Here is an 18,161-nt window from a genome sequence, read left to right on the forward strand (position 1 = left end):
CCCTAGCGTGTCTACAAGGCGGTCATGTCACCCTGGGCCCCGGACAGGAGCGCTTACGTGGGTGTCTTCTATGAGTACTACCGCGCTGCGGACCGGGCCTCGGCGACTGTCCAACCTGAGCATTCCCGCGAGATCGTCGATGGCTCGCGTGGAATTCCGGAGTTCGATGTGGTGGTGACCAAATGGATCGACCCCGAAGTGGTCCTGGGGCAACTCGTCGCGTTCGCCGGCCACGTCGACTATTCCCTGGGGTTGGTAGAGACGGTGGGGCTGTATCCACCCCCGGAGAGTGCGCCCCGAAGCGACGAGGAGTGGGACGCCCTTCCCGAAGGCTCGCCGTACCTGGAAGGGCCCGGCATCATGGAACTGTCGGCGGAGGCTCGTGACATGCTCGCCGGTGTGGACGACGCCCGCCTGCCGGTACTGGCGGAGCAGTGGGCAGCCATCGAGGAGTTCTCCCACTTCACCGCTGATGAGGACGGGTACATATTGTCGCTCACCAAGGATCTTGTTGGTCTGGCACGTCGAGCGAGAGAACATGATCAGCAGCTCTACTGCTGGATGTCCTTGTGACGATCCTGCCAGCCGTGCCCGTTGCGTGCCCGATGGGGTGGGAAACAAGGGGGAACAGCAGTGAGTCACCGGTAACGCGATCAGTGTGTTGAGCTGTGTGAGACCTGATGGAGCATGATCGGCATGCGTCTTTGCAAGCAGGAAGTCAGGGGTTCGAATCCCCTAGGCTCCACCCCACGTCAAGCTTGTCCCGGCTCTCCGCCCTGCTCGGCATCCGTTCGTGATGGTTGTGGCGCATCGGCCTCTCGGCGGCCCCTGTGAGGTTTAGGATATTCTTGAGCTCGATCGGTTGGCAACGAGGGGGTTGCAGTGGACGAGTGGGAGATCTTCTTCACCGATGAGGTGGGAGAGTTCCTTGACTCGCTCTACGAGACCGATCGTGACTCGCACAAGCTGGTCAATCAGGCGATCTTGATTCTGGAACGTAACGGTCCCGCCGAAGGCAGGCCACTGGTGGACACCGTAACCGGATCCAAGATTCCTAACATGAAGGAGTTGCGGCCCGGTTCGACCGGTCGTAGCGAGATCCGTATCTTGTTCGTCTTCGACCCCTGGCGAGCGGCGATCTTGCTGGTCGCGGGAGACAAGGCGGGCAACTGGGAACGCTGGTATCGGCAGGCGATTCCACGAGCCGAACACCTGTATGAGATCTATCTGACAGAGCGGTACAAGGAGATGGGCCAGTGAGCAGCTATCGCAAGTGGCGCGAGAGCGGTCACTTGGAGCGCGCGATTGAAACCGCCGGTGGCGTAGAGGCGTTCGAAGACGAGGTTCACTACCTGCGTCAGGAGGCACAGGGGTGGCGGCTCGCGGAGATGCGGAAGCGTCGTGGGCTTACGCAGACTCAGGTCGCCGAGCGGATGGGCATATCCGTGGCTCGCGTGTCACAGATCGAGAACGGCGATGTGTCCACTCGCGAGGTCCTGGATCGTTACGTTGCCGCGCTCGGTGGCACGCTCAAACTCGTTGCCGATTTCGGCGATGAGCAATTGAAGGTCAGCTGACGCGTTGAGCGCAGCAGGCAGGAGGGACCTCGGGTTCGACGCAGTACGGATGGCACTTCAGCCCGTTCGACAGGGAGTACCGGATGCCGTAGCCGATGTCTTGTCAGGTCAACTCGTCCCGTTTACGAATACATGATCGATTGATCTGCTGCTGGAAGCGAGCCTCGCAGTGGTGTCGGCCGTAGGCGGACGAGACCGACCGCCGGGCCATTAGGGGAGGTCGGCGGCGGTCCGACACGGTCACTCGCGGGCGGCTCCTTGCCCAGGTCGGGGCCGTTGGCCCTGGTGATCAGGCCGATTTGCAAGCAGGAAGTCAGGGGTTCGAATCCCCTAGCTCCACCAGCCAAAACGCCGCCGTCCTGATCAAGGAAAGCGGCGCTCGGATCGTTGGCATCTCTCTTCGGTTTGTGCTCCTACCCGGCAAGTTGGAGCTCACGCAGCTTTGCGGCGGTGCTCTCTGTCTCGCCGCCGTAGCACGGTCGCGATCACGCGATAGCGTCTCGTCCATGATTGAGAACAGTAGGATCAAGGAAACCGTGCAAACAGCAGGACCAGCGAAAGACCTGGGGCGCTCCCCACGCGTTACCTTGCGCCGGATCACCAGTCTCGATCAAGATGAGTTCCTCGAACGGGTCCATGCCAGCGTCGACCTGTACCAGCCGAGGATGTCCCTGCCCGCGACGCCGGAGGCGTTCCAGACGTTCCTCGGCCGATTCGATGAGGGACAATCCGCTGAAGGCTTGCTGGTCTGTCTGCGCGACACGGATGCCATCGCGGGCAACGTCAACATCAACAGCATCATTCGCGGACGCTTTCAAGGTGGCTCGCTGGGCTACGCGGCCTTCGCGCCCTACGCTGGTCACGGGTACATGTCAGAGGGTCTTGGCCTGGTGCTGCGTCATGCGTTTGAGGAGCTACGGTTGCACCGGCTGGAAGCGCAGATCCGGCCCGATAACCAGGCGTCCATCAAACTGGTCCAACGTCACGGCTTCCGCTACGAGGGTTACTCACCGGATCTGCTGTTCATTGACGGCGCCTGGCGAGGTCACGAACGATGGGCCATCACCAACGACATGATCGGCATCGTTCCCAGCGCCCCGCATCCAACACTGCCCAACCGTTGAGACCGTAGGCGGACGAGACCGATCGCCGGGCCATTAACGGGCCATTGGATCTCAGCACTGTTCTCCTTCTTGCCGTTGGCCGCCGGCCGTTCGGCCTCCATGTGAGCGTTCAGCGCGGAACGCGGATGCGGTAGAGCACGTGACGCCGCAGCGGGCTGCCCTTCGGGAGGGCGGGGTGGTCGAAGTCCTCCTCCGGGTCACGTGTCATGCCGATCCGGCGCATGACGGCCTGCGACCGCAGGTTGGGCACGGCCGTGAACGAGACGATCTCCGTCAGCCCCACCCGGCCGAACCCGTCCGCCAAGACGGCCAGGGCCGCCTCAGTGGCGTAGCCGTGCCCCCAGGTGGAACGGGCGAGCCGCCAGCCGATCTCCACGCAGGGCGTGAAGCGGGGCACCGACAGTCCGGTGAACCCTATGAACTGCCCGTCCGCCTCCACCGCCCACAGGCCGAACCCGCGCTGTTCGAACCCCGACTCAATGTGGTCCGCCAGTGCGTCGCTCTCCTCGCGCGTGAGCGGGGCGGGGAAGTGTTCCATTACGGCGGGGCCGGCGTTGAGCGTGGCGAAAGGCTCCCTGTCGCCGTCCCTCCAGCGCCGCAGCAGCAGCCGTTCCGTCCGGATTGCCGTCAGGCGCGGGATCTCTTCGCGCCTGACGCGCCCCTGGCGGGCGGTGGTGACGGAGGCGCCGCCCTGGATGGAGAGGGAGTCGGGGAGCACGGGGTTCACCTGGCCCCGGCGAAGGTCACCCGGATCGAGTACAGGTCGCCGCCCGAGCCCGTGATGAACAGGTTGTTGCGCTTGGGGCCGCCGAAGGTGAGGTTCGAGGCGGACTCGGGGAGGCGGAGGCGGGCGATCAGGGTGCCGTCGGGGTCGTAGCAGTGGAGACCCTCCATGGCCGCCGCCCACACCCGGCCGTAGCAGTCGAGGCGGATCCCGTCGAACCATGCCTCGGCGAAGACCGTGCCGCCCGCCAGAGTCCCTGCCGAGGTCACCTCGAACACTCGCAGGTGCCGCTTGCGCGTGTCCACGACGTACAGCAGCGACTCGTCCGGCGAGAAGGCCAGGCCGTTCGGCCGGATGAAGTCGTCGGCCACGATCGACAGTTCGCCGGAGGCGGGGTCGAGGCGGTAGACGTGGTCGCCGCCGATCTCGCTCTCGGCCGGGCTGCCCTCGTAGTAGCCGGTGATGCCGTAGCGCGGGTCGGTGAACCAGATAGTGCCGTCCGAGCGGACCACCACGTCGTTGGGGCTGTTGAGGCGCTTGCCCTGGTAGCGGTCGGCGAGGACGGTGACGGTGCCGTCGTGCTCGGTCCTGGTGACCCGTCTGGCGCCCTGCTCGCAGGTGATCAGCCGGCCCTCGAGGTCGATGGTGTTGCCGTTGGCGTTGCCTGACGGGGTGCGGAAGATGCCGACGGCGCCGGTGGTCTCGTCCCAGCGCAGCAGTCGGTCGTTGGGGATGTCGCTCCAGACCAGGTAGCGCCCCGCGGGGAAGTAGACGGGCCCTTCGGTCTTGCGGCCGCCGCTGTGGAGCACCTCCACGTACTCGTCGCCGCCGTCGTAACCGAAACGCTTGTCGAGCACCTCGAACTCGGCCCGAAATCGCTCCATAGCTGAATCTCCTTCGGTGATATTCGCATTATGCCGGGGCCTCCTGTCGTTGCGATCGAGCGCCGTCAGGAAGCGTGACGGTCCCGTCGGCCTCCTCGGGACCCTGCCCTTCGCGGGGAGGGATCAGCATCTCGAAGCCGGGTCGCACTGCGCCGGCGTTCGGCGAGGCGGCCCCATACCGATGCGGAGGCGATGGAGACGGCGAGCAACACGGCGCTCCCGATAATGTCGAACACGTAGTGGTTCCCCGTGACGAGCACATTCGCCGCCATGACGAGCGGGAACCCCCACGGCAACAGCGCCAATCGCGGGTGAGAGGCCCGGAGCGCGGACCATGCGGCGTACGCGCACCACGCTGACCATCCCACGTGCAGGCTGGGCATGGCCGAGTAGAGATTCTGGCCCTTCCCGGTCCCTTGTGCGGCATGGCTCCCCAGGATGTCGTGTTCAGCGACGATGTCGACGACACCCGGAAGGGCGAACCGCGGGGGTGACATGGGCAGCGCCCAGAAGACCGGCAGAACGAGGACGAGCATCGCGAGAAGGGCGCGGCGGACCTTGATGTAGATCTCGGCGTGCCGGACGAAAACCCAGATCAGCACACCGACGAGCACGACGTAGTACAGGCGGTAGTAGTACACCGCCGGTTGGATCAGGGCCGGATGTTCGGTGAGCCACTCGTTCGCCATCTGCTCGATGTCCACGTGGAGGGCGCGTTCCACGGACTGCAGGGCAAGGGCGTTGGCGGTGGCAGACGCGGTGTCCTTGCCGGCGAGGGCGTGGAAGTGCGTGAAGAGCAGAAACCCGAGCAGCAGAACAATCACTTCGACGAGCACCGCGGGGCGCCCACGCACGCTTCTGAGAAGCGGGCCCGATCGGGCGCTGCGTAGCCGCCGCTTCCTGAGTTCCTTCATCGGCCCGTCCAGCCGCTCACCCGATCACGTTGTCCAGGAAGGAGTGCAGGTTGGCCTGCGTGCGGGCGACCTTCTCCTCCGGGGTGAGGGACTCGTCGATGGCCGCGCCTCCCGCGGCCTTCTTCTTCCCCCGCGTGTAAAGGGAGCAGGCCAGATCGGTGCACAGGTATTGCCCGACCGAGTTGCCCTGGCGGCCGGCCTCGCCGGTTCGGCGCGCGGTCATCAGTGCCACCCCGCCGCTGGTGTGCGTGGTCAGGCACAGCGAGCACATGCTGCGAGAGGTGAAGCCGCGCGACGCGCCGGAGGTCGCTCGCAGCGCGATTCCGACGAGGACGCTCTCGCGTTCGGCGACCAGGTAGGCGCGTTCGGGCGCTCCCGGATCCCGCCATCCCAGGAAGTCGAGGTCTTCCCACGGAAGGTCTGCGAGATCTTTGGGGACGTCGAGACGCTTGGCCTCTCCCTTGGAACAGTTGACGAAGGACGCGCGGATGTCGCGCTCGGTGATTGGTCTCACGAGTAGGGACGCTAGTCGTCCCTAATAGCATTAGGCAACTAATTAAAGCTTGTAAGTACGCGAGAAGGACGGCACATGGCACGGGTGGGAATCACCGCGGAACGCCTGACGCGGGCGGCGGCGGACCTGGCCGACGAGATCGGCTTTCAGAACGTGACCGTCTCGGCGCTCGCGCGCGGATTCGGCGTCAAGCCCGCGGCCCTTTACGCACACATCAAGGACGTACAGGACCTGAGAATCAGGGTGGCGGTGCTGGCGCTGGCGGAGCTCGCCGACAGGGCGGCGGCCGCCCTGGCCGGGCGCGACGGCAAGGACGCGCTGGTGGCATTCGCGAACGCCTACCGGGACTACGCGAAAGAGCATCCCGGCAGGTACGCCGCGACGCAGGTCGAGCTTGAGATGGTGGACACCGGCGCGGGGATCCGGCACTCGGAGATGACGCGGGCACTCCTGCGGGGATACGACCTGCCGGAGCCCGACCAGACGGATGCGGTACGGATGCTGCACAGCACGTTCCACGGATATGTGAGCCTGGAAAGGGTGGGCGGGTTCCGCCGTCACCCCCGCGAGGTGGAGGCCTCGTGGTCCAGAACCCTGGACGCCCTCGACGCCGTCCTCAGAAACTGGCCTCCTGCCTGATGACGGCCGTGGCGCGTGGTATCACATGTCCGACCGAGGTGAGCAGAGCCGAGGGATCAGCATGGTGATCGTGCAGCGGATCGTGGTCCGGTGGACCAAACGAGGGCGTGGCGCCGCCGAGGCCGCGCTTCGGCGCGACATTCCCTCGGCGTTCGAGCTGCCGCCGATGCCCGACGCGCCACTCGTCGTCCACGATCTCCTCGCCGACGAACACACCGGGTACGCGCCGACCGCTGTGGTCGACAGCCACACCTTTCCAGCACAGCTCAACGGGCTTCGGTGCAAGTTGTCCGGAACATCGGTCGAAGTGATGCGGACGCCGATGTGGGTCGCGTACCCGACCAACCGTTTCCCCGGCAGGATGTTCCTTCTGCATCCGGGGGAGCAGGCCCGTTACCGGGCCAACTTCCGCTTCAGCGGCTCCAGCATCGAGTGGTACTACGAGCAGTGGACCGTCAACATCGCCCACAAGCCGTGGCGACGCGACCTGTTCCTGACAGAGGAGATCGACCACGACAAAGACGAACGCGTGTCTCTGTACGGTGGGCGTCGCTGATCCGTACGGCGGGGTGAGCCCGCAGATGTAACAGTGATCGCGACCTTCGTGCCCATCGCTCGGATAGCGTCTTGGGCCATGCGGCTTCATGTGGGATGTGCGATGTGGACCCATGCCCGATGGCAGGGGCGCTTCCTACCGCACCCGCTCGCCCCGGGAGAGCGGCTGCGCGCGTACGCGACCTGGTGCAACGCGGTGGAGGGCAACACGACGTTCTACGCGACGCCGACGAGGGACACGGTGGAGTCGTGGGCGCGGCAGACCGCCCCCGATTTCCGCTTCGTGGTCAAGCTGCCCAAGCCGATCACGCATGAGCGTCGCCTCCTCGGCGTCGACGACGAGGTCCGCTCGTTCCTGGACACGATCGAGCCGCTCGGGCCGCGGATCCACGCCCTCTGGATCCAGCTGCCGGGGTCGTTCGGCCCCACCGATGTCGGGGCCCTGGCCGGCTTTCTCCGCCGGCTTCCCCGCTCGTACGGCTTCGCCGTCGAGGTCCGGCACCGCGCGTTCTTCGACGACCCCCGATCCGTACGGCTCCTCGAAAAGGTCCTGACCGAGGCCGAGGCCGAGTGGGTTCCGTTCGACACCGTCGCCTTCTTCCAGAGCCCGCCGACCAGCGACGCCGAACGAGACGCGTGGACGAAGAAACCACGGGTGCCGCGCCGGTCGTCGGCGCTCACCGACCGTCCGATCGTCCGTTATCTCGGCCGGGACGACACGGCACGCACGGTCGAGGGCTGGCGGCAGTGGGTGGACACGGTCGCAGAATGGCTGCGCGAGGGCCGCTCGCCGACGGTTTTCATCCACACCCCCGACAACGCCGAGGCACTGACGCTCGCCCGTCGTTTTCATGATGACGTACGGGCCGCCCTGCCCGGGCTCGAGCCGCTGCCCGAGCCCATGCCGACCGCAGCGACAGAGCCGCTGACCCTCTTCTGATCGGTCGAGACTAACCGGCCGTGGGGTGTTTCGACCGGTGGGCGGTGACCAACAGGTACTCCCAGTCCATGGCGCCGCCGGCCGGATCGTGTCGGCGGGCCAGCTCGGCGAGTTCGCGATCCAGCGCGGCGACGCGCTCCGGCTGGTCGGCGATCCCCCGGTATGCGGCGATCGTCGGCCCATAGTGTGACTTGAAGTAGTCGCGGAAGCCTTCCGGTGTGTCGAACAGGCCCACGCGCACCGTCTGCCGGCGCATCGCGAGATCCTCGACGTGTTCACCCAGCAGGGAACGGACGTGCTCCTCGTCCCCCCACAGCGGCGGCGGCCGCACGCCCGGCGGAGGCGAGGCGACGTACGGCTTCATCGCCGCGAACATCTGCCCGACGAAACCCTCGGGGGTCCAGCTCAGCAGCCCGATGACGCCGCCCGGCCGGCATACCCGTACCAGCTCGTCGGCCGCGGCACGGTGATGCGGCGCGAACATGACGCCGACGCACGACATGACGACGTCGAACTCGCCGTCGGCGAACGGCAGCGCCTCGGCGTCGGCCGGCCGCCAGTCGATCTTCACGCCGTGCCGTACGGCCTGCTCGCGTCCGGCCTCGAGCAGTTCCGGCGTCAGGTCGCAGGCGACGACGGCGCCTCCGGCCAGCGCGGCCGGGATGGCCGCGTTGCCGGATCCGGTGGCGACGTCGAGCACCCGGGCACCGGGGCTGATCCCGCACGCCTGAACGAGGGTCGCGCCGAGCGTCGGAATGATCTCGCGGGCCAGGGCGGGATAGTCGCCGAGCGCCCACATCGCGCGATGTCCGGCCTTCAGGGCATGGTCTCTCTCGGCCGTCTCGTCCGGAGCGTTCACGCCGGTCCCCTCCCCGTTCGGCATCCCACGCCTACCGTTCCCGCCCTGGGTATTCCGTATGTGTCTGTCTCGCCCACTTCACGTGGGAGGTCCCGTTGGTGGTACGCCGCCGTCTCCGGGCAGCTGGAGCTCCTTTCTGTTTGCCGCGATTGCCCCGGTAGCCTTGGGCGAGGTGCTTCCACGGAAGGGCCGGGTAGGGGGCCTGCCGTCATGAGTGGAGGTGGTTGCGGTGAGTGACTCCCTGAGTCGATCTCGTAACGTCTCCATGGAACGCTGAAGCGCCGCGCTTTCCCTGGAACAGGCGACCGAGGCGCGATTTTTCCGCTCCCCACATGCCGTAGGCATGCGCGGAACCGTGGTTTTCGCTCGTCGCGATGGGAACCGGTATGACGATCACCCAAGAACCCCGCCAGATCCGTGACCGTATGAGCGCCGGCGACCTCGCGGGTCTCGCCCAGACACTCAAGGACCTGCCGCCCGTCGAGATCGTCGATCTGCTCGAAGACCTCCCGCCCCGGGAGGCCGCCGTGGCGTTCCGGGTGCTGCCCAAGCAGACCGCCGTCGCGGCGTTCGACCAGCTTCGGACGGCGACGCAGGCCGACCTCGTCGCCGAACTCGGCCACGGACACGTCGCGGACATATTCGCCGAGCTCGACCCTGATGATCAGGTCGGACTGCTCGACGAGCTGCCGGCAAGGGTCGCCAAGGAGTTGCTGCGCTCCCTGCACGGCGAGGACCTGCAGGCGGCCATGGTCGTGCTCGGTTATCCACAGGGCTCGGTGGGGCGGCGCATGTCCCCTGAGTACGTGCATGCGCGGCCTGCCGAGACCGCCGCGACCGTGATCACCAGAGCCACGGGCCTGGCCTCGGTGTCGGAGACGATCTACACCATTCCGGTGATCAGCCGTGACCGGGACCTGCTCGGTGTGGTCAGTCTCCGGGAACTACTCGCCGCCGAAGGCGATCGGGAGGTCGCGGAACTGATGTCTCCGGCGGTCGGCGCCCGCGCCACCGAGGATGTCGAGGAGGTGGCACGTAGGTGCCTCGACCACGGCATCCTGGCCATGCCGATCACCGATGACGAGAACCGGCTCGTCGGGCTGCTGACCATTGACGACGCCGCGAGGATCAGCCAGGCAGCGGCCGTGGAAGACCAGGCACGCGCGGGTGCCTCCGAGCCGCTGCGCCGGCCCTATCTGCTCACCTCTGTGCGCAGCATCACCAGGTCTCGGATCGTCTGGCTGCTCGTGCTCGCCGTCTCGGCGACCCTCACCGTCAACGTGCTGGAGATGTTCGAGGCCACACTCGAACAGCGAGTCGCTCTCGCGCTGTTCATCCCCCTGCTCACCGGGATCGGCGGAAACACCGGATCGCAGGCGGCCACCACCGTGACCCGCGCTCTCGCCATGGGTGACATCCGGGTGAGGGACGTCGTCAGGGTGGCCTCCAAGGAGGCACGGGCCGGGTTGCTCCTCGGCGGTCATCTCGGCCTGCTCGGGCTGTTGGTCGCGTCACCGTTCTACGGCACGCAACTCGGCGCCGTCATCGCGGTGACGCTGCTGACGGTATGCCCGCTGGCCGCGACCGTCGGGGGGGTCATGCCGCTGGTCGCCAAGGCGTGCCGGGTGGATCCGGCCGTCTTCTCCACCCCCTTCATCTCCACGTTCTGCGATGCCACCGGTCTGCTCGTGTATTTCACCGTCGCCACACTCGTTCTCGGACTGTGACCCGGACTGCCGAGGGAAGCCCCGGATGTCTCCCGAAACGTCCCCGACACTGCCAGTAGAGCATTGCAGTTGCAACTAATTTGCAATAAGATTGGAAGCGTTCTACTTTCGGCGCATGAAGTCCGTCTTGGTCAGATTTGCCACGCTTGTTGCGTCAACTGCCCTTCTGGGGGTTTCTGTTGCCTGCTCAACGCCGTCGTCCCCCCAGGAGACCGGGGGAAACACTCAGGCTGGGCAGGCCGTGGCCCGGGACACCTTCGTCCTCGGGCTGAGTGGAGAGCCCGACAACCTCAACCCGGTGCTCGGCTACGCCCCGGACGGAGGATCGCTCCTCTTCGACGGGCTGGTCACCCGTACCGCCGACCTGGAACTCAAGCCCGCTCTGGCGGTCGAACTGCCGAAGACGGACGGTGCGGGCACCACCGTCACCTTCAAGCTGCGCACCGATGTCCGCTTCCACGACGGCACTCCGTTGACCAGCGCCGACGTCGCCTACACCTATCAGGCGGTGCTGGATGAGAAGAACGACTCGAGCCTGCGAAGCGACTACGCGGCGATCGAGTCCGTCGAGGCGCCGGACCCGGAAACCGTGGTGTTCCACCTCAGGTATCCCTACGCGCCCTTCATCCAGCGCGCCACGTTGGGCATCGTGCCCAAGCAGAGCCTGGACCGGCCGGATTTCAACGCCAGGCCGGTCGGCACCGGCCCGTACCGCTTCGTGTCCTGGACCCCCGGCGACAAGATCGTGCTGGAGGCCGATCCGTCCCACTGGAACGGCGCCCCCGCCATCAAGAAGTTGATCTTGGCCTACGCGTCCGATGACAACATCCGGGCCACCCGGATGGCGGCCGGCGATTTCGACGCCACGGAGCTGGCGCCCAAGGCCGCGGCACGCTTCGAGAAGACGGCCGGCCTGACCGTCTACCGGGTGCCGAGCGCCGACTACCGCAGCGTGATGTTCCCGATGGAGGCTCCCGTCACCCGCGACAAGGCGATCCGGAAGGCGATCAGCCTGGCGGTGGACCGGTCGGCCATGGCGAAGACGATCCTCGCCGGGGCCGGCAGCGCCGCTTTCGGGCCGATCGCGCCCGGCACCTCCTGGTACGACCCGTCCGTACAGGGATCTCCCACCGCCGATCAGGCGCAGGCCGTACGGGCCCTGGAGCAGGCGGGGTGGATGCCCGGCCCGGACGGCGTACGGGTCAAGGACGGCACCGCGGCGAGGTTCACCCTCATGTATCCGGCGGGTGATTCGCTCCGCAAGGAGCTCGCCCTGGCGGTCGCCTCCGACGCCAGGCGCATCGGTGTCGACATCGAGCCGGCCGGGCTGGACTGGGACGCGATCGGGCCACGAATGGCCAAGGACGCCCTGCTCATGGCGTACGGGAACCCGTTCGACCCCGATCACACCAACTTCGAGTTGTTCCACTCCGACTTCGCCGGCCAGGGGTTCTTCAACCCCGCCCGTTACCGGGACTCCGAGGTCGACGCGCTGCTGGAGAAGGGGCGGCGCACGGCCGACCCCACGATCCGCAAGCAGGCGTACGACGCGTTCCAGCGGCGGATCAGAGAGGACGAGCCCTGGGTCTACCTCGTCCATCTCCAGCATGTCTATGTCGTACGCGGTGAGTGGACGGGGATCACTCCCGCCGTCGAGTCACACGAGCACGCCACCGGCGGGCTGTTCAGAAACCTCGCCGACTGGAAGCCCGCCGCATGACCTCCGGAACGCGCCGCGACACCGAGCACCCGGCATGAGCAGGGCACTGGCACGGATGGTGATCTGGCGGGTGGCGTTCACCGTCCCGCTGCTGCTCGCCGTCACCGCGGGCATGTTCGCCCTGGCCACGGCATCGCCGTTCGACCCGATCCGCCAGTATCTGGGAGACCGGGCACAGACGACGAGTCCCGAGATCGCCGCCCGGATCAGGGAGAACTGGGGCCTGGACCGGCCGGTCATCGAGCAGTACCTCGACTGGCTCGGGAGCCTGCTCCGGGGTGATCTCGGCGAGTCGCGGAGCCTGCACCGGCCGGTCGTCGACGTGATCGGCGACCGGCTGGGCTGGTCGCTGCTCGTCGTCGCCGGCGCCATGGTGGTCATGCTGGTCATCAGCCTGGCCGTCGGGGCGCTGGCCGCCTGGCGGCGGAACTCGTGGCTTGACCGCTTCATCACCGGAACGGCCTACGCCAACGAGGCCGCCCCGGTCTTCTGGACCGGGCTCATCGCGATCTGGATCTTCGCGGTGCAGCTGCGCTGGCTGCCCTCCGGCGGGCTCACCGACGCCGCCGCGACGACGGTGCGACCGACGGACGTGCTGCGCCACATGATCCTTCCGGTGGCGGTGCTGGCCTTCTCCCAGTCCTCCTGGCTGCTGCTGTTCGTCCGCGAGTCGCTCATCAGCACGCTGCGGGAGGATTTCGTCACCGGCGCTCGCGCCCGCGGCCTGCGCGAGCGGACGATCCTGTTCCGGCATGCGCTCCGGTCGGCGCTGCTGCCGTTCATCACCCTGCTCGGCGCGCGGATCCCGGAACTGGTCACCGGGGCGATCCTCGTCGAGACGATCTTCTCCTGGCCCGGAGTGGCCGGCACGTCGGTGCGGGCCGCTCTCGCCGCCGACTTCCCGCTGCTCGCGGCGCTCACCCTGCTCGCCACGCTCGCGGTGGTCGTCGGAAACCTGCTCGCCGACGCGGCGTACGTGATCGCGGATCCGCGTGTCCGCGTCCTGGGGGTGAGCTGATGTTCCAGACAGCACCGGGACGGAAACGCGGCCGGTCGGCACGCCTGGCGGCGGGCACGCTCATCGTGTTCGGCCTGGCCGTGCTCGTGGTGCCGTTCGTCGCCCGACTCGATCAGCACCTGGTCGATCTGACCGCGACCTCGCTGTCCCCGCGGCCCGCGCATCCGTTCGGCACCGACGAGATGGGCCGGGACGTACTGCTGCGCGCGGTGTACGGCCTGCGTGTCTCCCTGCTCGTAGGGCTCGTGGCGGCGCTGGTGTCGGTCACCATCGGAACTCTGGTGGGGCTCGTCTCCGGAGCGCTCGGCGGGATCGCCGACCGGATCATCATGCGTGTCGTCGACGGCCTCAACTCCATCCCCCATCTGCTGCTCGGCATTTTCATCGTCGCGATGCTCACCCCCAGCGTGGGCGCCGTCATCGTCTCGGTGGCACTCACGCACTGGACCACCACCGCTCGGATCATCCGTTCGGAGGTGCTCGCCCTGCGCTCCCGCCCGTTCGTGGACGCGGCGATCTCCGGCGGATCGGGCAGGCTGCGGATCGTACGCCGCCACTTCCTTCCGCATCTGTCACCCCAGGTCGCGCTCGCGGCGGTGCTCATGATGCCGCACGCGATCTGGCACGAAACCGCGCTCAGCTTCCTCGGCCTCGGACTGCCTCCCCACCTCGCGTCGCTCGGGAACATGATCAATGATGGATCCAGGTCGCTTCTCGCGGGCAACTGGTGGGCCTCGCTCGTTCCGGGGCTGTTCATCCTCCTGCCCACCCTGGCCATCTCGGCCCTGACGCAGCACTGGCGGGACCGGACCAGCCCACGCGAGCGATCGGAGCTTCAGCTGTGAGCCACACCTCCACAAGTCCTGAAGCCGTCTCTCGGCTGCGCGTCGACGGCCTGTCCGTCCGCTTCCAGATCCCCGGGGCTGTGGTCCGTGCGGTGACCGACGCGCGTTTCGAGGTGCGGCAGGGCGAGTGCCTGGCCCTGGTGGGGGAGTCCGGCTGCGGGAAGTCGGTGATGGCACATGCCCTTCTCGGGCTGCTGCCCGCCAACGCCGAGGTCACCGGGGCTGTCCGGCTGGAGACCGGCGGGGCCGAGCCCGTGGACCTGGTCGGGGCACCGGAAGACGTCCTGGCCCGCCGGGTGCGCGGCCGAATGATCGGCCTCGTCCCGCAGAGCCCGGCCACGCACCTCACCCCGGTCCGTACGGCTCGCGCCCAGCTCGCCGAGACCCTTCGAGAGCTCGGCAACCCGGCCGGGTCGGACGATCTGGCCGACCTGGCCCGGAGGGTCGGGCTCCGGCCGGCCGACCTCGACCTCTATCCCCATCAGCTCTCCGGCGGGATGGCGCAACGGGTGGCGAACGCCCTGGCGCTGGCCGGGGATCCCTGGCTGATCGTCGCGGACGAGCCAACCACCGGCCTCGACCGGCCCCTCGTCGAGACCACCATGTCCGAACTGCGGCGGCTGACCGACGAGGGCCGGGCCGTCCTGCTCATCACCCATGACCTGCGCGCCACCGAGCAGGTCGCCGACCGGGTCGCCGTGATGTACGCCGGCCGGATCGTCTCGCTCACCTCCGCCGACGAATTCTTCACCCGGCCTCGCCATCCGTACGCCGCCGGACTGCTGGACGCGCTGCCCTCACGTCGTTTCACGGCCATCCCCGGCCATCCGCCCGAGCTCACCCTGCTCCCTGACGGATGTGCGTTCCGGCCACGCTGCGACCGGGCGACCGCGGCCTGCGAACGGATTCCCGAACTCAACGAGGTCGCCTGCCATCACCCCCTGGAGCACCATGCCGTCCGCTGAAGGGCCGTCCACTGAAGGGCTGTCCGCTGAAGGTGTCACCGTCGTCTACGATCGTCGCCGCGTGCTGGACGGAGCATCGATGACCGTGCGCCCGGGGATCGTGACCGGGCTCTCCGGGCCCAGCGGGTGCGGCAAATCCACGCTCACCAGAGTCCTCGCGATGCTCCTGCGCCCGGCGGCCGGCCGCCTCACCATCGACGGGACGGAAGTCCGCCGCTGGCGTCACCGCGCCGGCCTTCGCACCCGGGTCGGGTTGATCTTCCAGCAGCCCAGGCTCGCCGTCGACCCCCGTTTCACCCTGCTCGACGTCATCGTCGAACCGTTGCGTGCCGCGGGCCGGCCGCTCGCGCAGGCGGTCGCCGACGCCGAACGGCTCGCCGACGAGATGGGGCTCACCGCGGACCTGCTCACCCGCCGGCCGCACGAGGTGTCCGACGGACAGCTGCAGCGCGCCTGTGTGGCGCGCGCGCTGGCGTTGCGGCCGCGCTACGTGATCTGCGACGAGATGACGACCATGCTCGACGCCTCCACGCAGGCCCACCTCGTCGCACGCCTGGAGAGCTATCGACAGGAGACCGGCGCGGGCGTGCTGGCCGTGACCCACGACATCGATCTCCTCGAGCGTTGGTGCCGACCGGATGCCGTTCATCATCTGCCGGATCCGGCGATCATGGTTGAGGGGATGCCCGCGTGCGTGACGAAGCAAGTGGCGAGGCCGGTCAGGAATCGAGAAGCCCGGCCGCCACGCAGCCCCTAGCGTGATGGTCATGGCAACCACCACTTCCACCGCAGCCCACACGTCCCTCGCGTCCGTCACCCTTGAGGTGGCCGACGTCGTGGCCGCCCGCCTCTTCTACAGCGCCTTCGGCGTGGACACGTACATACGCCTGCAGGCATCCGAGGCCCACTCCACCGGATTCCGCGGCTTCACCCTGGCTCTCACGGTGTCCGGGCCGGCCACTGTCGACGGGTTCGTCGGCGCCGCCGTCGATGCCGGAGCCACGGTGCTGAGGCCCGCTGCGAAGTCGCTGTGGGGTTACGGCGGCGTCGTCCAGGCCCCGGACGGGACGATCTGGAAGATCGCGACCTCGGCGAAGAAGGACACCGGCCCCGCCACCCGCGAGATCGACGAGGTCGTCCTGCTGCTCGGTGTCGAGGGCGTGAAGGCCACCAAGCAGTTCTACGTCAGCCGAGGCCTGACCGTGGCCAAGAGCTTCGGCGGCAAGTACGTCGAGTTCGCCCCCGGCGCATCCAGCGCCGTCAAGTTGGCGCTGTACAAGCGCCGCGCCCTGGCCAAGGACCTCGGCGTCCCCGCCGACGGCACGGGATCGCACCGCATCGTCCTCGGCGGCACCGCCGACGCCTTCACCGACCTGGACGGGTTCGCCTGGGAGGCCGCCGCATAGCTCGCCCTACGCCGTCCTGATTCCCGACCATGCACTCCCGCAGGAGCAGAAGAAGACGGCGGCGCGGCGCGGTTTGTCCCGGGCGGAGAAGGAGTCGGCAGCGGAGCAGGACGTGCTGACCGCGGCCGACGAACAGCTGCCTGGCCCCGCGCGAGCATGAGGTCACCGAGGAGCTCACTGGGCAGGCGACAGGTAGCGGCTCTACGACGCGCGTGTCCACGCCGTGGCCCGGCCAGACCGAGATCTGGCCGGACGGACGGCAGGCTGGTGAGAACGGGGCAGGTCAGAAGGGGTACTGTGCGGGCTCGCCGCGCATGGTGATCCAGCGGGTCTCGGTGAAGGCCTCGATGTTGGCGGCCGCGCCGCCGAAGCGGGACCCGGTGCCGGAGGCCCGTACGCCGCCGAAGGGGGCGTTGGCCTCGTCGTTCACGGTCTGGTCGTTGATGTGCACGATCCCGGTGGGGATCTGCTCGGCGACGGCGAGCCCGTGCATGACGTCGCGGGTCACGACGCCGAGAGATAGGCCGTACTCACTGGCCCCGGCCAGTTCCACGGCCTCCGCCACCGACGACACCCGGGTGACCGGCGCGACGGGACCGAACACCTCCTCGGCGAAGGCGGGCGCGGTGAGGGGAATGTCCGCCAGCACCGTGGGCCGGTAGAAGAGGTTCTCGTACGACCCGCCGGCGGCGATCCTCGCGCCCTGGTCGGCGCTGGCCGTGACCATGCCGTGGATCTTGTCGCGCTGTCCCGCGTCGATGACCGGACCCAGCGAGACCTCGCCGGTCGCCGGATCGCCGACCGTGAGCTTGCCCGCCTTCTCGGCGAGCCGCGCCACGAAGTCGTCGTACAGGCGGTCGGCGACCAGATGACGGCCGGTGGTCATGCAGATCTGGCCCTGGTGGAAGAACGACCCCCACGCGGCCAGGTTGACCGCGGCGTCGACGTCCGCGTCGTCGAGCACGAGCAGCGCGGAGTTGCCGCCCAGCTCGAGGTGTGCGCGCTTGAGGTGCTTGCCCGCGAGCTCGCCGATCCGGCGGCCCACGGCCGTCGAGCCGGTGAACGAGATGACCCGGATGTTCGGGTCGGTGATCAGGGCCTCGCCGACGTCGGCGCCGCCGGGCAGCATCTGCAGCACACCCGGGGGCAGGCCGGCCTCCTCGAACACGCGGGCCATCAGCGTGCCGCCGGTGACGGCGGTGCGGGGGTCGGGCTTGAGGATGACCGCGTTGCCGAGCGCGAGCGCCGGGGCGACCGACCGGATGCCGAGGATGATCGGCACGTTGAACGGCGCGATCACCCCGACCACGCCCGCCGGCATCCGCCGCGCCAGGGACAGTCGGGGCTCCCCCGACGGGAGGATCTCGCCGACGGCCCGGCTGGGCAGCGAGGCCGCCTCGTAGCATTCCTCGGCGGCGACGTGCAGCGCGAACCCGGCCATTCCGGGGACCGCGCCGACCTCGCGGATGTTCCAGCCGCTGATCTCCTCGGCGTGCCGCTGCCACAGGTCTCCGGCCCGGCGGAGCACGGCCGCCCGCTCGGTGTGCGGCATCGCCGCCCATTCCTTCTGGGCCTTGACGGCGGTGACCGCGGCTTCGGCGACGTCCTCGGAGGTCGCTCGCCCCATCCGGCCGAGTTCGCTTCCGGTGGCCGGCTCGATGACCGCGTAGTCGCCGCCACGAGCGGCGGTCCACTCGCCGTTCTTGAAGATGTTCCCCTGCCAGTCGGCACCGTCGAGAAGTCCCACAGC

General features: G+C 68.1%; 20 protein-coding genes and 1 tRNA gene. 15 read left to right on the forward strand and 6 right to left on the reverse strand.

The genetic code is table 11. From position 1 onward, the window contains the following. Positions 1–57: 57 nt before the first annotated feature. The 5 genes from Mth01_RS18775 (at position 58) to Mth01_RS18795 (ending at position 2,701) form a co-directional block, all read left to right on the forward strand. The gene (locus tag Mth01_RS18775) at positions 58–573 is read left to right on the forward strand and encodes a hypothetical protein (protein ID WP_204017195.1); all 516 of its coding nucleotides are present in this window, start codon (positions 58–60) and stop codon (positions 571–573) included. Between the two features lie 109 nt (positions 574–682). After that, a tRNA-Ser gene (locus Mth01_RS18780) sits at positions 683–745 on the forward strand. A 137-nt stretch (positions 746–882) separates the two neighbouring features. Next, entirely contained in the window at positions 883–1,260 is a 378-nt protein-coding gene (locus tag Mth01_RS18785; protein WP_204017196.1) for a type II toxin-antitoxin system RelE/ParE family toxin, read from the forward strand. Next, positions 1,257–1,577 carry a helix-turn-helix domain-containing protein gene (locus tag Mth01_RS18790; protein WP_204017197.1) on the forward strand — a complete coding sequence of 107 codons (321 nt, stop codon included), beginning with the start codon at positions 1,257–1,259 and terminating at the stop codon, positions 1,575–1,577. Before Mth01_RS18785 ends, Mth01_RS18790 begins: the two co-directional genes overlap by 4 nt. Before the next feature lie 506 nt (positions 1,578–2,083). Further along, positions 2,084–2,701 carry a GNAT family N-acetyltransferase gene (locus tag Mth01_RS18795; protein WP_204017198.1) on the forward strand — a complete coding sequence of 206 codons (618 nt, stop codon included), beginning with the start codon at positions 2,084–2,086 and terminating at the stop codon, positions 2,699–2,701. A 109-nt stretch (positions 2,702–2,810) separates the two neighbouring features. Here the strand turns inward: Mth01_RS18795 and Mth01_RS18800 are convergent, their stop codons facing one another. The 4 genes from Mth01_RS18800 to Mth01_RS18815 all read right to left on the reverse strand — a co-directional run bounded on the left by Mth01_RS18800 (position 2,811) and on the right by Mth01_RS18815 (position 5,737). After that, positions 2,811–3,419 carry a GNAT family N-acetyltransferase gene (locus Mth01_RS18800; RefSeq protein WP_239089800.1) on the reverse strand — a complete coding sequence of 203 codons (609 nt, stop codon included), beginning with the start codon at positions 3,417–3,419 and terminating at the stop codon, positions 2,811–2,813. A 5-nt stretch (positions 3,420–3,424) separates the two neighbouring features. Beyond that, positions 3,425–4,309 (reverse strand): SMP-30/gluconolactonase/LRE family protein, encoded by an 885-nt coding sequence (locus Mth01_RS18805; protein ID WP_204017199.1) that lies wholly within the window; start codon positions 4,307–4,309, stop codon positions 3,425–3,427. 65 nt (positions 4,310–4,374) lie between these two features. After that, positions 4,375–5,163 (reverse strand): phosphatase PAP2 family protein, encoded by a 789-nt coding sequence (locus tag Mth01_RS18810; protein ID WP_204017200.1) that lies wholly within the window; start codon positions 5,161–5,163, stop codon positions 4,375–4,377. A 76-nt stretch (positions 5,164–5,239) separates the two neighbouring features. Further along, positions 5,240–5,737, reverse strand: a complete 498-nt coding sequence (locus tag Mth01_RS18815; protein ID WP_204017201.1) for an FBP domain-containing protein — start codon at positions 5,735–5,737, stop codon at positions 5,240–5,242. A gap of 75 nt (positions 5,738–5,812) precedes the next feature. Between Mth01_RS18815 and Mth01_RS18820 the strand changes: the two genes are divergently transcribed. From Mth01_RS18820 to Mth01_RS18830, 3 genes are all read left to right on the forward strand, one after another. Next, positions 5,813–6,376, forward strand: coding sequence for a TetR/AcrR family transcriptional regulator (locus tag Mth01_RS18820; RefSeq protein ID WP_204017202.1), 564 nt, complete (start codon positions 5,813–5,815; stop codon positions 6,374–6,376). A gap of 61 nt (positions 6,377–6,437) precedes the next feature. Next, positions 6,438–6,932, forward strand: a complete 495-nt coding sequence (locus Mth01_RS18825; protein ID WP_204017203.1) for a hypothetical protein — start codon at positions 6,438–6,440, stop codon at positions 6,930–6,932. 78 nt (positions 6,933–7,010) lie between these two features. Continuing rightward, the gene (locus Mth01_RS18830) at positions 7,011–7,871 is read left to right on the forward strand and encodes a DUF72 domain-containing protein (protein WP_239089801.1); all 861 of its coding nucleotides are present in this window, start codon (positions 7,011–7,013) and stop codon (positions 7,869–7,871) included. A gap of 10 nt (positions 7,872–7,881) precedes the next feature. Here Mth01_RS18830 and Mth01_RS18835 read toward each other — a convergent pair whose 3' ends face one another. After that, positions 7,882–8,730: a class I SAM-dependent methyltransferase gene (locus tag Mth01_RS18835; protein WP_239089802.1), complete on the reverse strand. Its 849-nt coding sequence runs from the start codon at positions 8,728–8,730 to the stop codon at positions 7,882–7,884. 386 nt (positions 8,731–9,116) lie between these two features. On the opposite strand from Mth01_RS18835, the gene mgtE reads away from it, so the two are divergent. The 7 genes from mgtE (at position 9,117) to Mth01_RS18870 (ending at position 16,411) form a co-directional block, all read left to right on the forward strand. Further along, the gene (mgtE, locus tag Mth01_RS18840; RefSeq protein ID WP_204017205.1) at positions 9,117–10,457 is read left to right on the forward strand and encodes a magnesium transporter; all 1,341 of its coding nucleotides are present in this window, start codon (positions 9,117–9,119) and stop codon (positions 10,455–10,457) included. Between the two features lie 241 nt (positions 10,458–10,698). Next, positions 10,699–12,177 (forward strand): ABC transporter substrate-binding protein, encoded by a 1,479-nt coding sequence (locus Mth01_RS18845; RefSeq protein WP_239089803.1) that lies wholly within the window; start codon positions 10,699–10,701, stop codon positions 12,175–12,177. Between the two features lie 34 nt (positions 12,178–12,211). Further along, positions 12,212–13,195, forward strand: coding sequence for an ABC transporter permease (locus tag Mth01_RS18850; protein ID WP_204017207.1), 984 nt, complete (start codon positions 12,212–12,214; stop codon positions 13,193–13,195). Continuing rightward, a complete protein-coding gene (locus tag Mth01_RS18855; protein WP_204017208.1) occupies positions 13,195–14,040 on the forward strand; it encodes an ABC transporter permease in 846 nt (281 codons plus the stop codon). Before Mth01_RS18850 ends, Mth01_RS18855 begins: the two co-directional genes overlap by 1 nt. After that, a complete protein-coding gene (locus Mth01_RS18860) occupies positions 14,037–15,005 on the forward strand; it encodes an ABC transporter ATP-binding protein (RefSeq protein WP_204017209.1) in 969 nt (322 codons plus the stop codon). Before Mth01_RS18855 ends, Mth01_RS18860 begins: the two co-directional genes overlap by 4 nt. Then, a complete protein-coding gene (locus Mth01_RS18865) occupies positions 14,992–15,762 on the forward strand; it encodes an ABC transporter ATP-binding protein (protein ID WP_204017210.1) in 771 nt (256 codons plus the stop codon). The genes Mth01_RS18860 and Mth01_RS18865 overlap by 14 nt, the downstream gene beginning before the upstream one ends. A 10-nt stretch (positions 15,763–15,772) precedes the next feature. Continuing rightward, positions 15,773–16,411, forward strand: a complete 639-nt coding sequence (locus tag Mth01_RS18870; protein WP_204017211.1) for a VOC family protein — start codon at positions 15,773–15,775, stop codon at positions 16,409–16,411. 283 nt (positions 16,412–16,694) lie between these two features. Here Mth01_RS18870 and Mth01_RS18875 read toward each other — a convergent pair whose 3' ends face one another. Next, a complete protein-coding gene (locus Mth01_RS18875) occupies positions 16,695–18,158 on the reverse strand; it encodes a benzaldehyde dehydrogenase (protein ID WP_204017212.1) in 1,464 nt (487 codons plus the stop codon). Positions 18,159–18,161 lie beyond the last annotated feature (3 nt).

This window comes from Sphaerimonospora thailandensis (assembly GCF_016863115.1).
Classification (GTDB): domain Bacteria; phylum Actinomycetota; class Actinomycetes; order Streptosporangiales; family Streptosporangiaceae; genus Sphaerimonospora; species Sphaerimonospora cavernae.

Coding starts and splice junctions, on each gene's coding strand:
- Mth01_RS18830 (WP_239089801.1), top strand. CDS start 7,011: ATGCGGCTTCATGTGGGATGTGCGATGTGGACCCATGCCCGATGGCAG.
- Mth01_RS18865 (WP_204017210.1), top strand. CDS start 14,992: ATGCCGTCCGCTGAAGGGCCGTCCACTGAAGGGCTGTCCGCTGAAGGT.
- Mth01_RS18855 (WP_204017208.1), top strand. CDS start 13,195: ATGTTCCAGACAGCACCGGGACGGAAACGCGGCCGGTCGGCACGCCTG.
- Mth01_RS18795 (WP_204017198.1), top strand. CDS start 2,084: ATGATTGAGAACAGTAGGATCAAGGAAACCGTGCAAACAGCAGGACCA.
- Mth01_RS18870 (WP_204017211.1), top strand. CDS start 15,773: ATGGCAACCACCACTTCCACCGCAGCCCACACGTCCCTCGCGTCCGTC.
- Mth01_RS18805 (WP_204017199.1), bottom strand. CDS start 4,309: ATGGAGCGATTTCGGGCCGAGTTCGAGGTGCTCGACAAGCGTTTCGGT.
- Mth01_RS18820 (WP_204017202.1), top strand. CDS start 5,813: ATGGCACGGGTGGGAATCACCGCGGAACGCCTGACGCGGGCGGCGGCG.
- Mth01_RS18825 (WP_204017203.1), top strand. CDS start 6,438: ATGGTGATCGTGCAGCGGATCGTGGTCCGGTGGACCAAACGAGGGCGT.
- Mth01_RS18850 (WP_204017207.1), top strand. CDS start 12,212: ATGAGCAGGGCACTGGCACGGATGGTGATCTGGCGGGTGGCGTTCACC.
- mgtE (WP_204017205.1), top strand. CDS start 9,117: ATGACGATCACCCAAGAACCCCGCCAGATCCGTGACCGTATGAGCGCC.